Source organism: Kribbella ginsengisoli (assembly GCF_039537185.1).
GTDB lineage: Bacteria > Actinomycetota > Actinomycetes > Propionibacteriales > Kribbellaceae > Kribbella > Kribbella koreensis.
In genome coordinates this window covers 1-13,935 of the sequence record NZ_BAABAA010000012.1, presented here as the reverse complement: position 1 = coordinate 13,935, position 13,935 = coordinate 1, and the positions used below count along the sequence as shown (strand labels likewise).

Sequence of the window (13,935 nt, the reverse complement as noted above, 5' to 3'; positions counted from 1 at the left end):
ACCCGGCACCGTGCTCTTGACAACCCATCGCACCGGGTGCCAACTGTCGGAGGCAGGCAAATTCGCCTGCGCGCGCTCTCGGGGGAACGGCAATGGGAGTGCACTATGGCTATGGGGCGGAAGCAGGTCGCAGTAGGAACACTCGGGTCGGCGGTACTCGTCGCCGGTCTGTTGCTGGCGCCAGTGGGGGCGACCGGCGCGCCGCCGGTCGACGACACCCCGACGCTGATCCCGGGCACCAGACCGCCCCGGGTGAGTGAGAAGGACGAACAGGCGTTCCTCGAGCGGGACTTCTTCTTCATGAGCCGGCGGACCGCAGGCGATCAGAAGCTCGACAACCAGCGCGCGGGCGCACTGCGCGCTGTCGCGGCCCTCAACGCCGGGGAACAGCGAAGGCAGCGCACGAAGAGCCCGGGCCCGGCGACCTTCACCGGCCAGTGGACCGGTCTGGGTCCCGATCCGATCGTCCAGGTGACCCGGAGCACGCCGATCTTCACCGCGATGAGCGGCCGCATCGGCGCCCTCGCGATCCGGCCGAGCACCGGTCAGTTCATCCTGGGCGGTGCCCAAGGTGGCATCTGGCTGTACGACCAGGCGAGCGGCACGTGGTCCACCAAGACCGACGACCTGCCGTCGCTGGCCATCGGAGCGCTGGCCGTCGCACCGTCGAACGACGCGATCGTGTACGCCGGTACCGGCGAGGGCGCGTTGTCCGGTGACAGCTACTTCGGCAACGGCGTACTGAAGTCCACCGACGGGGGCCAGCACTGGACGCACGTGTCGGGCGACTTCTTCGAAGGTGTCTCGACCTCGGCGCTGGTCGTCGACCCACGGAACGCCAGTCACCTGTACGCCGCGATCCTGCGCGGCCGCGGTGGCGCCCGCAGGACCACCCCGCCGGACCACTCGCGGTACGGCGTCTGGGAGTCCACCGACGGCGGTACGAGCTGGCGGATCCTCAAGGTGGCGAAGTCGGCGTCCAACGGGGCCACCGACCTCGAGATCGACCCGCAGAACCCGAATGTCCTGTACAGCTCGTTCTGGGGCGACGCGATCTACAAGAGCACCGACGCCGGCCGGCACTGGTCACCGATCATGACGGGCCTGCCGGCGGTCGACTATGCCTCGACCGCCACCCGGTTCTCGCTCGGAATCTCCCATCCCGCGGGTCACGGCGCGGTCCTGTACGCCGGCTTCACCTGGACCGACCAGCCCGCGCGAGTCTTCAAGTCCACCAACGAGGGCGCGAGCTGGTCGATCACGCAGCCGGGCACCGGGGACGACACCGTCGAGGACTACTGCGCCGAGCAGTGCTCGTACGACAACGTCATCGTCGCCGATCCGGTCAACCCCGACATCGTCTATGCGGCCGGACAGTTCAACTACGCGATCGGCTCGGGCGGCATCTTCCGGTCCGACGACGGCGGCCAGACCTGGAAGAACCTCGGCTGGGACCAGCACCCCGACTTCCACGCCCTCGCCTACGACCCGGCGCATCCGGAGCACGTCCTGATCGGCTCCGACGGCGGCGTCTGGTACTCCGGCGACCGCGGCGGCCGCCCGAACGCGACCGATCCGCTCAGCGCGGTGACGTGGCAGAACCTCAACGGGACGGTCGATCCGGCGACCGCGGCCGTCACCCATCGGACCGGACTTCAGCTGGGCCAGTTCACCTCGGTCGCGAACGCGCCGACCGTCCCCGGCCGGGTCTGGGGTGGCACGCAGGACAACGGCACGGACCGCAAGTCGACCGCCTCGGCCAGCTGGTTCGACGTCGCCAGCGGCGATGGTGGACAGGTGCTGGTCGATCCGACCGACGCGAACTACGTCTTCGGCACCTACTTCGGCATCTCGCCGTACCGGTACACCGACGGCGGCCTCACCTTCTTCAGCAACCAGTACATCAGGACCGGGATCGACCTGACCGACCGCTCCGACTTCTACGTCCCGTGGGTACAGAACCAGCGCAAGACCAACCAGCTGATGCTCGGCACCTATCGGCTCTACCGGACTGACAACGCGAAGGCATCGTCGGCCGGTGACGTCCGGTGGAAGCCCATCAGCGGCGACCTGACCAGCGGCTGTACCGGCGAGGCGCCGAACGGCGGCCGGGGCTGTGTCATCTCCGCGGTGGGGATGGGCGGCGGCGACGCGGCGTACACCGGCGCGGAAGACGGCTATGTCTACGTGAGTCCGGACGCGCAGGTCAGCGACACGCCGTCGTGGACCCGGGTGGACAAGGGGCAACTGCCGAAGCGGCCGGTCACCCAGTTCGCAGTCGACCGCAGCAACTACCGGATCGCCTACGCGGCGTTCGCCGGATTCAGCGCCGCCACGCCGGCCCATCCAGGTCACCTCTTCAAGACGACGAACGGTGGCAAGGACTGGACGAACATCAGCTTCAACCTGCCGGACAGCCCGGTCAACTCGATCATCCTCGACCCGTCGTACGCGGACACGCTGTACGCCGGCACCGATGTGGGCCCGTTCGTCACCCATGACGGCGGCAGGCACTGGGCCCCGCTCGGCTCCGGGATCCCCGAGATCGCGATCTGGCAGCTCGACCTCGACCCGTCGCACCGAGTGCTCGTCGCGGGAACGCACGGGCGTGGAGCGTTCCGGAGTACGGACACTTCGGCGGCCGTGCCCGCTCTGGTCGTCACGAAGACGGCCGCCGACGTTCCGGTCGGACCGTCGAGCACGCTCGACTACACGATCACGCTCGCGAACGTCGGCAACGCCGCCGCGACCGGGGTCAAGCTCACCGACCCGATACCGAAGAACACGACCTTCGTGTCCGCCGACAGCGGCGGGAGCAACGTCCGCGGTGTCGCGACCTGGACCGGTCTGACCGTTCCGGCCGGTGGCAGTACCACCGTGCACCTGAGTGTGAAGATCGGATCCGGCGTGACGACGGCGATCGTCAACGACGGTATCCGGGCCGAATCGGCGCAAGGGCCGTTCACGACCGGATCGCCGGTGATCACACCCATCGCGCCGGCGTACGGCGTGAGCCTCACCCCGGCCACGCAGACCGATGGCGGCCGGCCTGGCACCTCGGTCTCCTACACCGAGACGGTGAGAAACCTTGGGTTCACCCCCGACTCCTACACCTTGGCGAGTACCGGCGGCACTGATCCGGTCAGCTTCTTCGACCCCACCTGCACGACGCCGCAGTCGTCCACACCCACCGTGGCGCCGGGCGCGACCGCGACGTTCTGCGTGAAGGTGGCCGTACCTGCCGGAGCCACCGGTACCAACACGGCGACGGTCACGGCGACGTCGGTCGGCAGTCCAGGAGTCTCGGCGAGCGCGACGCTCAAGACCATCGCGGTCACCGTCGACACCCTGCTGGTGGACGAGGACGGCAACGCGCCCGACGTACAGGCCGTGTACGCCGCCGCGCTGACCGGCGCGGGTGTCTCGTTCGACACCTGGGATCTGGATGCCGACAGCAACCTTCCGGCGAACTACCTGCTGGCGCACCGGAACGTCGTATGGTTCACCGGCAACACGTACCCGGCGCCGATCACGCCGTACGAGACACGCCTGCAGGCATTCCTGGACGGGGCAGGGCGGCTGCTGATGTCCGGCCAGGACATCCTCGACCAGGCGGCCGGTACGACCGCGTTCGTGCACGACTACCTGCACATCACCTGGGACGGCACCGAAGTCCAGAACGACAAGGCCACCGATGCGGTCCACGGCGTCGCCGGCAACCCGGTGACGGACGGCATCGGCACCGTACCGCTGGACCACTCGGTGCTGGGCGCGGAGTTCGAGGACCAGGTCACCCCGAACGGCGGGGCGTCAGCGGCCTTCACGGACGACACCTCACAGCCCGACGGTCTGTCGTTCGCCGGGGGATACAAGGTGGTCTTCCTCGCCTTCCCGCTGGAGGCCTACGGCACCGCCGCCGACAAGTCCGGCTTGGTCGGGAGGACGATGACCTTCTTCGGTCCGTAGCCCGGAGCCTGGGAAAACAAGTGGCCGGACCACGGCATGGTTGATACCGTGCCGTGGTCCGTGACATCACGCTTGGAGGTGGGAACCCATGAACGCTGTAGCGCAGTGGGTGCGTCCCCTCTCGTGGTCACGGGCGGGCGACTGACATAGGTGTCGCCGGGAGCGCCCCGAGAAATCTTCGGCACTCCCGGAAGGAACACACCTATGAACACTTCGCCTTTCCCACCGCAGGGCGTCGGCTCCCACGCGGTCACGATCTCGCGAGTCGCTGATAACCAGTGGCACGCGATCGAGAACGACCTGGTGGCCGGCCGCGCCCACGCCTCACGCCGGCTCGACGGCCGTACCTTCGTCAGCATCGACACCTGGCGCGACGACATCTTCGACCGGCTCGCCGCCGCGATGGTGGCCGATCGGTCGGAGCTTTTGCACACGGTTGTCGACGAGAACGATCGCGAGCTGCTGGCTGGTTGGGAGCGGGCCGGGTTCACGATGTCGCGTCGCGAGTACGAGTTCGTGGTACCGACTGAGCTGTCGGCCAGGTCAGCTCCTCCGGACGTGGTCATCGCCGCTGCCGACGAAGGGCCGCTTCGCCTTGTGGACAAGGCGATTCGGGCTGAGGTCGAGGCTGCCGTCGGCTGGCATACGATGCCCGCCGAGGTATTGCCTTGGCAGGGCGGTACGAGACCGATGGATCCTGCGAAGTACACGGTCGCGATCCGAGACGGCCGGTATGTCGGAATTGTCCGGGTCGCGACGAGAACCCGGCGTCCTCGAATCGGATTGGTCGCCGTTCTCGCTGCTGATCGACGCCACGGCATCGGTCGCGCCCTTCTCACTCGAGTACTGCAGGGTCTCCACCGTGCCGGCTTCGAAGCCGTCACGGCCGAGGTCGACGAATCCAACACACCCGCCCTCGCCCTGTTCGAGTCCCTCGGCGCTCAGCGCACCGGTACCACCCTCGAACTCTCCATCCACCCAGGAAAGGCCTGACCATGCCCAGAAACGTCAACGGCATCGAGGTCGAAGGCACGATCGTCGAATGCCTCCGCAATGCCACCTTCCGGGTCGAACTCACCAACGGCCACAAGGTCCTCGCCCACATCTCCGGCAAGATCCGCAAGAACTACATCAAAATCCTCCCCGAAGACCGAGTCCTGGTAGAACTCAGCCCCTACGACCTGACCCGAGGCCGAATCACCTTCCGCTACCGCAACTGACCCACCCAACGCCCGCGCCTGGCAACCACTCCCAGGCGCGGGCGGGTCAGTTCGGGCCTTGCCGCCAGTCGTCCACGAGGTGCCGGAGGAGTCGCGCCGCGGCGGCCGCGGGACGTGCGCCCGGCCGGGTGGCTCGCTCGATCAGCGCGCCGTCGATGACGAGCTGGATCTGATCGGCTGCCTGCTGTGCCTCGGGGTGGCCGAGGGCTTGGAGTTCCGTCAGCAGCAACTCGTTGATGTGCTCGTAGTACTGGCTGGTCTCGGCATGAGCGGGGTGTGCGGGGTCGGGGAGGGCGAGATCCGCGGCGGTGTAGCGGCAGCCGCGGAATCCCCGATTGCCGGTGTCCTGGGTGAAGAAGTCGAACAGCGCGAGGAGCCGTTCGCGCGGATCGTCGCCGGCCGAGTCGAGTATGGCGCGGTATCGCTCCAGGTCGGCCGTGCGGGTGGTGCGCAGAGTCTCGGCGACCAGGCCGTCCTTGCCGCCGAAGTGCTGGTACAGCGAGCGGCGGGCCACGTCCGCCTCGCTCAGGATCGCGTCCATGCCGATGCCGACGCCCTTGTCGTAGGTCAGCCGGCGGGTGGCGTCGAGAAGGCGTTCACGGGGTCCTGGGCCGGTCGCGGGGCTCATCTGCGGGTACACGCTCTCTCTGGCTTGACAGTAGATCAACCAGTCTATCTAATAAATAGTAGATCGACTGGTCTACCTACTAAGGATGGCACGATGGCTCCCGGTGGCACGCTCGCGTACGACGTCTTCATCTCCGATCCGATCCCGCAGAACGTCGCGGAGTTGGTTCCCAACGGGGATCGGCGGATGTTCTCGCCGTTGTCGACGACGCTGATCTTCAGCGAACACGACGCGGTGCTGGTGGACCCGCCGATGACGATCGAGCAGACCGAGCGGGTCGGCGACTGGGTCGAGGCGAGCGGGAAGAACCTGCGATACGTCTACGCGACACACGGGCACGGTGACCACTGGTTCGGTACGGCGCCGCTGCTGGAGCGCTTCCCGGGGGCGGTGGCCTATGCGTCGGCCGGCACGATCGCGATGATGCGGCAGCACGGCTCGCCTGAGTTCCGGGCGAAGTTGTGGGACAAGCTGTTTCCCGGCCAGATTCCCGCGTCCCCGATCCTGGCCACGGTTCCGCCGGACGATCGGTTCGAGCTCGAGGGGCAGGAGTTGATCTCGGTCGAGGTGGGCCACTCCGACACCGACGACACCACGGTGCTGCATGTCCCGTCGATCGGTCTGGTCGTCGCCGGTGACGTTGTCTACAACGGCGTCCATCAGTACCTCAGCGAGTCCGCCGACGGGGGGATCGATGCCTGGCTCGCGGCACTGGAGACCGTGGAGGCGTTACAACCGGCCAGCGTCGTCAGCGGACACAAGAACCGGGCCAACGCCGACAGCCCCGAGACGATCGCCCAGACACGCCAGTACCTGCTCGATGCCAAGCGCCTCCTCGCTCAGCCGAGCTCAGCCCTCGACTTCTTCCACGCCATGCTCGACCTCCACCCCAACCGCCTGAACCCAGGCGCCCTCTGGTCCGGCGCCATGGCCCGCCTAGGCTCACCAACGCCGCGGTAGCCGAGGCCACCGACAAAGAAACGCCCCCACCGCAAGCTCCAGCGCTGGATAGGAACCCCACAGATCAGTACGCCGGACAGGGATGATGTGCCAGCCAAGTGCCTTCAACCCGGTCCGGCGTTCCTCGTCGCGGACCTGGTCCCGATCGCTGGAGTGCCAGCGGTCGGAGTCGTATTCGAGGCCTAGGCGGACGCCGTCGATCGGGTCGGGGTAGCTGAGGTCGAGGCGGTAGTCGCGGGTTGGGCCGGTGACGCGGACCTGCAGGTCGGGCTTGGGGAAGCCCGCGTCGAGTAGGCGGAGGCGGAGCCAGGATTCGGCGGGGGACTCGGCGCGGGGGTCGGCGTGTTTGAGGATGTTGCGGGCGCGTAGCTGGGCTTGGTGGGTGTCGTACTGGTCGAGGAGACCTTCGAGGGTGGCTCGGTCTGCTCGGCCGGAGCGGAGGAGGGCGTCGATCGATGCCAGGGCGAACGGCCGGGGTAGGTGGAGGGCGAGTTCGACGCCTGTCGCCGCCGGACTGGTCACCTTGTGTCCGGCCAGGTTCACGGTTTCGGCCGGGGTTCTCGTCCAGCGGATCGGAACCTGCTCGTCTGCGCTGAGGGCAGCGGTGGGGATGCCGTGGATCCAGGCCGCGGTTTCGGCGCGTGCGACGCCGTCGGAGGGGATGACGAGTGCGGCGGCGGCCGCTCGCAGTTCTGGGCTGTCGGGCGTCTCGGTGGCGACGTACACGCCTTTGAGCAATTGGCGGATCTCGCCGCCGCCGAGCAGCCAGTTCAGCTTTTTGCCGGCTTGGCGGCCGGTGAAGGGTAGGCCGCAGAAGAAGGGTGGAAAGGACATCGGCACAGGATGTCTGAGGGCAGACATCCTGTGCTTTCAGTTGTCCACAGGGCTAGCTGAAGTCGGTCAGGGCGTTTTGGGCTTGGGTTAGCCATTCTCGGCGGGCGGCGATTGCTTCGCGGGCCTCGGTGGCCTTGCGGGTGTTGCCCTGGGCCTCGTGCTTGGCGGCCTGCTTCTCCAGGTCCGTGATGAGGGACTGGAGTTGTTTGACGGTGGCCTCGGCGCGGGCGCGGGCCTCGGGGTTGCTGCGGTTCCAGACCTCGTCCTCGGCGGACTTGACGGCTTGTTCTACGGCGCGGAGCCGGCCGTCGATGGTGCGCATCGAGTCGCGAGGGACCTTGCCGATCGCGTCCCAGCGGTCGAGGAGGTCGCGGAGTTGGTCGCGGGCGGCCTTGGCGTCGTTGACCGGGAGGATGGCCTCGATCTCGACCAGCAACGATTCCTTGGCGGCGAGGTTGGCTACCTGCTCCTCGTTCTCCTGGGCCTGTTCGGCGTCGCGGGCGCCGAAGAAGGCGTCCTGGGCGCTGCGGAAGCGGGCCCACAGCTTGTCGTCGACCTCGCGGGGCGCCGGGCCGGCGGCCTTCCACTGGCGCATCAGGTCGCGGAAGCGGCCTGAGGTCGGGCCCCAGTCGGTGGAGGAGGACAACGACTCTGCCTCCGCGGCCAGCCGCTCCTTCACCACGGCTGCCTCGTCACGCTTGGAGGACAGCTCGGCGAAGTGCTGCTTGCGGTGCCGGGTGTACGTCGTCCGGGCGGACGAGAAGCGATGCCACAGCTCGTCGTCGCTGGACTTGTCGAGCCGGGGGAGTGCCTTCCACTCGTCCAGCAGCTCGCGCAGCCGGGTGACGCCGTGCCGCCAGTCGGTGCCGGCCGCGATCGTCTCGGCCTCGGTGGCGATCTTCGTCTTCGCGTCCCGGGCCTCCTCGACCTTCGCGGCGCGCTCGGCCTTCTTCTTCTCGCGCTGCTGGGCGACCAGCGGGGTGAGCGCGTCCAGCCGGGCCCGCAGGCCGTCCAGATCGCCGACGGCCTGGGCCTCGTCGATCGCGCCGGTCACCTTCTTCACCGCGGCGCGGGCGTCGTCGGGCGAGACGGTGCCCGCCTGGACCCGCTTCTCCAGCAGGTCCACCTCGAACGCCAGGGCTTCGTACCGGCGGGTGTAGAAGGCGAGCGCCTCCTCAGGGTTCGCATCCGGCCACTGGCCGACCGCTCTCTCCCCGTCCTTGGTCCGTACGAAGACCGTTCCGTCGTCGGCTACCCGGCCCCAGCTTTCCTCGGCCACAACTCGCCCCTTCCGGCGGTATGTACTGCGCTCGTTCCCATTCTGTCCAGTCGCCGGTTCATCACCGTCGACAGGGTGCAGTCGGGCGCGTCGGGAGCTGTCCCCACGCGTATCACTGAACAATCACAAACTCCCGGCCGCTACGCAACGGGGTTGCCATCACAATCGGGCACAAAACAAGCAGACAACAATGCGGTTCGTACTCAGCACAGCGTCACCGGTAGCCTTGGCAGGTCCCTTGTCGGTTCCAGGAAGGTCTGTCGTGCTCATCGCCGGGTTCCCCGCGGGTTCGTGGGGCACGAACTGCTACGTCGTCGCCACCGGCCAGGGCGCGGAGTGCATCGTCATCGACCCCGGACAGGACGCCACCAGCGGAGTCGAGCAGGTCGTCCGGGAAAACAAGCTGAAGCCGGTCGCCGTGCTGCTCACGCACGGCCACATCGACCACATGTTCTCGGTACTACCGGTCTGCGGCACCTACGACAGCACCGCCTGGATCCACGCCGACGACCGGCACCTGCTCGCCGACCCGATGGCCGGCATCAGCCAGGAGACCGCCCGGATGCTGCTCGGCGGCAATCACACCTTCGCCGAGCCCGACGACGTCCAGGAGCTCAAGGACGGCCAGCAGCTCGAGCTGGCGGGCCTTCAGTTCACCGTCGACCACACCCCGGGCCACACGCGTGGTTCGGTCACCTTCACCACCCCGTACCTGGGTCCCGAGGACGTACCGGCGGTGCTGTTCTCCGGGGACGTGTTGTTCGCGGGGTCGATCGGCCGGACGGATCTGCCCGGCGGCGACCATCCGGCCATGCTGCATACGTTGGCCACCAAGATCCTGCCGATGCGCGACGAGATCGTCGTCCTGCCGGGTCATGGCGGCCAGACCACGATCGGCCGGGAAAAGGCGACCAACCCTTACCTGCAGGACCTGGAGACATAAGAAAATGAGCAAGGTGACCCCGATCAGTGGGTTCCCCGAGTACCTCCCGAGCGACCGGATCGTCGAGCAGCAGTTCCTCGACGTGATCCGGGAGACGTTCGAGCTGCACGGCTTCGCCTCGATCGAGACGCGCGCCGTCGAGCCGATCGACCGGCTCTCGAACCAGGGCGAGGACGCGGACAAGGAGATCTACGCGGTACGCCGCCTCGGCGCGCCCGTCGAGGAGAAGTCGGACCTCGGCCTGCACTTCGACCTCACCGTCCCCTTCGCCCGGTACGTGCTGGAGCACGCGGGCAAGCTGGCCTTCCCCTTCCGGCGCTACCAGATCCAGAAGGTCTGGCGTGGAGAGCGCCCGCAGGAGGGCCGCTACCGCGAATTCACCCAGGCCGACATCGACATCGTCGGTGACGGCACGCTGCCGTTCCACTACGAGGTGGAGCTGCCGCTGGTGATCGCCGACGCGTTCAGCAAGCTGCCGATCCCGCCGTTCCGGATCCAGGTCAACAACCGGCAGATCCCCGAGGGCTTCTACCGCGGCCTGGGCATCGAGGACGTCACCTCGGTACTCCGTATCGTCGACAAGCTCGACAAGATCGGCCCGGACAAAGTCACCCAACTGTTGACCGGCGGGGGAGACACGGCGGCACCGACCGGACCTCAGCTGTCGGCCGAGACCGCCAAGCAGGTGCTCCGCCTGGCCGAGATCTCCAGCACCGACGCGTCCTTCGTCGAGCAGGTGCGGGCACTCGGCGTCCAGCACGAGATCCTCGACGAGGGCCTCGAGCGGCTGGCCGCGATCATGACGGCGGCCAACGAGCACGCTCCCGGCCTGCTGGTCGCCGACCTCAAGATCGCCCGCGGCCTCGACTACTACACCGGCACCGTCTACGAGACCCAGCTGATCGGCCACGAGTCGTACGGCTCGATCTGCTCCGGCGGCCGCTACGACTCGCTCGCCAGCGACGGCAAGACGACGTACCCGGGCGTCGGCATCTCGATCGGGGTGTCCCGGTTGATCGCCCGGTTGTTCAGCCAGGGCCTGGTGAAGGGCAGCCGCAGTACGCCGACCGCCGTACTGGTTGCCTTGAACAACGAAGACGAGCGGGCCGACGCGATGCGCACAGCCGCCGCGTTGCGGGCGCGCAACATTCCGGTCGAGGTCGCCCCGGCGGCGGCCAAGTTCGGCAAGCAGATCAAGTTCGCGGACCGGCGCGGCATTCCGTTCGTCTGGTTCACCACCGAGAACGGCGCCGAGGTGAAGGACATCAGGAGCGGTGACCAGGTACCGGCCGACCCGGCCACCTGGGCACCGCCCGCGCAGGACGTACGACCCAGCATCGAAACCCCTCAGGAGAACTCGTGATCCGTACCCATTCCGCCGGCTCCCTGCGGGCCGAGAACACCGGACAGACCGTCACGCTGGCGGGCTGGGTGGCGCGGCGACGCGATCACGGCGGCGTGGCGTTCATCGACCTGCGCGACTCCAGCGGCACCGTCCAGGTCGTCATCCGCGACGAGGAGGCCGCCAGCGGGCTGCGTTCGGAGTACTGCCTGAAGATCGTCGGTACGGTCGCCGCGCGCCCCGAGGGCAACGCGAACCCGGACCTGCCGACCGGTGAGATCGAGATCATCACCGAGGAGATCGAGGTCCTCAACGAGGCCGCGCCGCTGCCGTTCCCGGTCGAGGAGCACCATGCGACGCCGGTGAACGAAGAGGTCCGGCTCAAGTACCGCTACCTCGACCTGCGCCGCCAGGGCCCGGGCTCGGCGCTTCGCCTGCGCAGCAAGGTGAACAAGGCGGCCCGTGCGGTCCTGGACAAGCACGACTTCGTCGAGATCGAGACGCCGACGCTGACCAAGTCGACGCCGGAAGGCGCCCGCGACTTCCTGGTCCCGGCGCGCCTGCAGCCGGGCTCGTGGTACGCGCTGCCGCAGTCGCCGCAGCTGTTCAAGCAGCTGCTGATGGTGGCCGGGATGGAGCGGTACTTCCAGATCGCCCGCTGCTACCGCGACGAGGACTTCCGTGCCGACCGGCAGCCGGAGTTCACCCAGCTCGACATCGAGATGAGCTTCGTCGACCAGGACGACATCATCGCGCTGTCCGAGGAGATCCTGGTCGAGCTGTGGAAGCTCGCCGGGCACGAGGTGCAGACGCCGATCCAGCGGATGACGTACGCCGAGTCGATGGCGCGGTTCGGCAGCGACAAGCCCGATCTGCGGATGGGGCTCGAGCTGGTCGAGTGCACGGAGTACTTCAAGAACACGCCGTTCCGGGTCTTCCAGGCGCAGTACGTCGGCGCCGTGGTGATGCCGGGTGGCGCCGACCAGCCGCGCAAGCAGCTGGACGCGTGGCAGGAGTGGGCCAAGCAGCGCGGGGCGCGCGGGCTCGCGTACGTGCTGGTCGGTCAGGACGGCGAGCTGGGCGGACCGGTCGCCAAGAACCTGTCCGAGGAGGAGCGCGCTGGCCTGGCCGATCACGTCGGTGCCAAGCCTGGCGACTGCATCTTCTTCGCTGCTGGTGCGGTGAAGTCGTCGCGGGCGCTGCTGGGTGCTGCGCGGCTGGAGATCGGCCGGCGCGGCGGGCTGATCGACGAGTCGGCCTGGTCGTTCGTGTGGGTCGTCGACGCGCCGCTGTTCGAGCCGGCCGACGACGCGACGGCTGCTGGTGATGTCGCTGTCGGGTCGGGGGCGTGGACGGCCGTGCACCACGCGTTCACGTCGCCGAAGCCGGACTCGCTGGAGACGTTCGACACCGATCCGGGCAGCGCGCTGGCTTATGCGTACGACATCGTCTGCAACGGCAACGAGATCGGCGGTGGGTCGATCCGTATCCATCGCGAGGACGTGCAGAAGCGGGTCTTCAAGGTGATGGGCCTGACCGACGAGGAGGCGACCGAGAAGTTCGGCTTCCTGCTCGACGCGTTCAAGTTCGGCGCGCCCCCGCACGGCGGCATCGCCTTCGGCTGGGACCGGATCACCGCCCTCCTCGCCGGCACGGAGTCGATCCGGGACGTCATCGCCTTCCCCAAGTCCGGCGGCGGCTTCGACCCCCTCACCGCTGCGCCGGCCCCGATCACCCCGGCCCAACGCAAAGAAGCCGGCGTAGACGCCAAGCCCGAACCCAAGGGCGAAGCAAAGGCCGCGCCGGCGGCCGACCCGCAGAAGTAGCCCGGAAAGGGGCGCCCCTCACCGGCGCCCCTCACCGGCGCCCCTTCCCTTTCCCGCGGCGCACCATTTGAGGGGTTAACCCCTCACCTTGTGGGTTGCCCCCTGAGAATCCGGGCAGGCAACCCACCATTTGAGGGGTTAACCCCTCAAATGGTGTGCGGTGGGAGGGGCAGGTGGCGGCTTGCGCCGTGAGGCGGATGTGAGGGCTGTTGCGCACTTGAGCAACAGGTATCGGGCGGTGAGAAAGTGACCGTGCAGTGACTGTCCGTAGTAGTTGTTCACTGTGCCCTCATCCTCCTTCCGCCCGGGAGTTCTCATGTTCAAGCGTGTGTTGTCTTCTGCCGTGGCCTTGGTGGCAATCAGCCTGGTTGCCGCCACTCCGGCTCATGCGGTCGCCTTCCAGACCACCGCCAGTGCTCTCAACATCCGGTCCGAGCCCTACCTCTCCGCTGCGGTGGTGAAGGTGCTCAACGGGCCGACCGCGGTTGATGTCGACTGTCAGAAGTTGGGGGACCCGGTGACCGTGCCGGGGCGGGCGGCGACCAGTTGGTGGGCGCATCTGCCGGCGCATGGCGGGTACGCGACGGTCGGGTACATCAACACCACGGAGACGAAGCTTCCCGGCGTACCGGACTGTCCGGCCGACCCACCGCCGCCCGCCGGTGACGTCACCCTCGCCGACGTCCAGGCGATGTTCGGCACCCGGATCGCCAACCCGTCGATCGTCCAGACCGGCCTGCCGTCCCTCAACCAGGCAATGCGCGACGCCAACATCAATACGCCCCGCCGCAAGGCCGCCTTCCTCGCCACCCTCGTGCATGAGTCGCGGCTGGAGTACAACATCCGCGAGATCGGCGACACCCGCCTGTACGGCGGCCGCGGCTACATCCAGCTGACCGGTGACTTCAACTACGGCCCGGCCGGCCGGTACTTCGGT

Annotated in this window: 11 protein-coding genes; 8 read left to right on the top strand and 3 right to left on the bottom strand. The window is 68.0% G+C overall.

The annotated features are described in order from the left end of the window. Nucleotides 1-111 precede the first annotated feature (111 nt). From ABD768_RS32445 to infA, 3 genes are all read left to right on the top strand, one after another. On the top strand, nucleotides 112-3,966 hold the full coding sequence (locus ABD768_RS32445) for a hypothetical protein (RefSeq protein ID WP_344846984.1): 3,855 nt from the start codon (nucleotides 112-114) through the stop codon (nucleotides 3,964-3,966). A gap of 204 nt (nucleotides 3,967-4,170) precedes the next feature. Continuing rightward, nucleotides 4,171-4,959 (top strand): GNAT family N-acetyltransferase, encoded by a 789-nt coding sequence (locus ABD768_RS32440; RefSeq protein ID WP_344846982.1) that lies wholly within the window; start codon nucleotides 4,171-4,173, stop codon nucleotides 4,957-4,959. Nucleotides 4,960-4,961: 2 nt separating this feature from the next. Then, a complete protein-coding gene (gene infA / locus ABD768_RS32435; RefSeq protein WP_343966023.1) occupies nucleotides 4,962-5,186 on the top strand; it encodes a translation initiation factor IF-1 in 225 nt (74 codons plus the stop codon). A gap of 46 nt (nucleotides 5,187-5,232) precedes the next feature. On the opposite strand, the gene ABD768_RS32430 is transcribed toward infA, so the two are convergent. Further along, on the bottom strand, nucleotides 5,233-5,814 hold the full coding sequence (locus tag ABD768_RS32430) for a TetR/AcrR family transcriptional regulator (protein ID WP_344846980.1): 582 nt from the start codon (nucleotides 5,812-5,814) through the stop codon (nucleotides 5,233-5,235). A gap of 93 nt (nucleotides 5,815-5,907) precedes the next feature. Between ABD768_RS32430 and ABD768_RS32425 the strand changes: the two genes are divergently transcribed. Further along, nucleotides 5,908-6,774 (top strand): MBL fold metallo-hydrolase, encoded by an 867-nt coding sequence (locus tag ABD768_RS32425; protein ID WP_344846978.1) that lies wholly within the window; start codon nucleotides 5,908-5,910, stop codon nucleotides 6,772-6,774. On the opposite strand, the gene ABD768_RS32420 is transcribed toward ABD768_RS32425, so the two are convergent. Further along, nucleotides 6,757-7,608 (bottom strand): hypothetical protein, encoded by an 852-nt coding sequence (locus tag ABD768_RS32420; RefSeq protein WP_344846976.1) that lies wholly within the window; start codon nucleotides 7,606-7,608, stop codon nucleotides 6,757-6,759. The genes ABD768_RS32425 and ABD768_RS32420 overlap by 18 nt on opposite strands. A gap of 52 nt (nucleotides 7,609-7,660) precedes the next feature. Further along, nucleotides 7,661-8,887 carry a DUF349 domain-containing protein gene (locus tag ABD768_RS32415; protein ID WP_344846974.1) on the bottom strand — a complete coding sequence of 409 codons (1,227 nt, stop codon included), beginning with the start codon at nucleotides 8,885-8,887 and terminating at the stop codon, nucleotides 7,661-7,663. 262 nt (nucleotides 8,888-9,149) lie between these two features. Here ABD768_RS32415 and ABD768_RS32410 point away from each other — a divergent pair, with 262 nt between their 5' ends. The 4 genes from ABD768_RS32410 to ABD768_RS32395 all read left to right on the top strand — a co-directional run. Next, the gene (locus ABD768_RS32410) at nucleotides 9,150-9,830 is read left to right on the top strand and encodes an MBL fold metallo-hydrolase (protein ID WP_343966013.1); all 681 of its coding nucleotides are present in this window, start codon (nucleotides 9,150-9,152) and stop codon (nucleotides 9,828-9,830) included. A 4-nt stretch (nucleotides 9,831-9,834) separates the two neighbouring features. Then, nucleotides 9,835-11,193, top strand: a complete 1,359-nt coding sequence (gene hisS, locus ABD768_RS32405; protein ID WP_344846972.1) for a histidine--tRNA ligase — start codon at nucleotides 9,835-9,837, stop codon at nucleotides 11,191-11,193. Further along, complete coding sequence (gene aspS / locus ABD768_RS32400; protein ID WP_344846971.1) at nucleotides 11,190-12,998, top strand: aspartate--tRNA ligase; 1,809 nt, start codon at nucleotides 11,190-11,192, stop codon at nucleotides 12,996-12,998. Before hisS ends, aspS begins: the two co-directional genes overlap by 4 nt. Before the next feature lie 316 nt (nucleotides 12,999-13,314). Then, on the top strand, nucleotides 13,315-13,935 hold a 621-nt coding region (locus ABD768_RS32395; protein WP_344846969.1), incomplete at its 3' end, for a glycoside hydrolase family 19.

Bases quoted from the DNA above. Each gene is read 5' to 3' on its own strand.
- ABD768_RS32445 (WP_344846984.1), top strand. From the start codon at position 112: ATGGGGCGGAAGCAGGTCGCAGTAGGAACACTCGGGTCGGCGGTACTC.
- ABD768_RS32440 (WP_344846982.1), top strand. From the start codon at position 4,171: ATGAACACTTCGCCTTTCCCACCGCAGGGCGTCGGCTCCCACGCGGTC.
- infA (WP_343966023.1), top strand. From the start codon at position 4,962: ATGCCCAGAAACGTCAACGGCATCGAGGTCGAAGGCACGATCGTCGAA.
- hisS (WP_344846972.1), top strand. From the start codon at position 9,835: ATGAGCAAGGTGACCCCGATCAGTGGGTTCCCCGAGTACCTCCCGAGC.
- ABD768_RS32425 (WP_344846978.1), top strand. From the start codon at position 5,908: ATGGCTCCCGGTGGCACGCTCGCGTACGACGTCTTCATCTCCGATCCG.
- ABD768_RS32420 (WP_344846976.1), bottom strand. From the start codon at position 7,608: ATGTCCTTTCCACCCTTCTTCTGCGGCCTACCCTTCACCGGCCGCCAA.
- ABD768_RS32430 (WP_344846980.1), bottom strand. From the start codon at position 5,814: ATGAGCCCCGCGACCGGCCCAGGACCCCGTGAACGCCTTCTCGACGCC.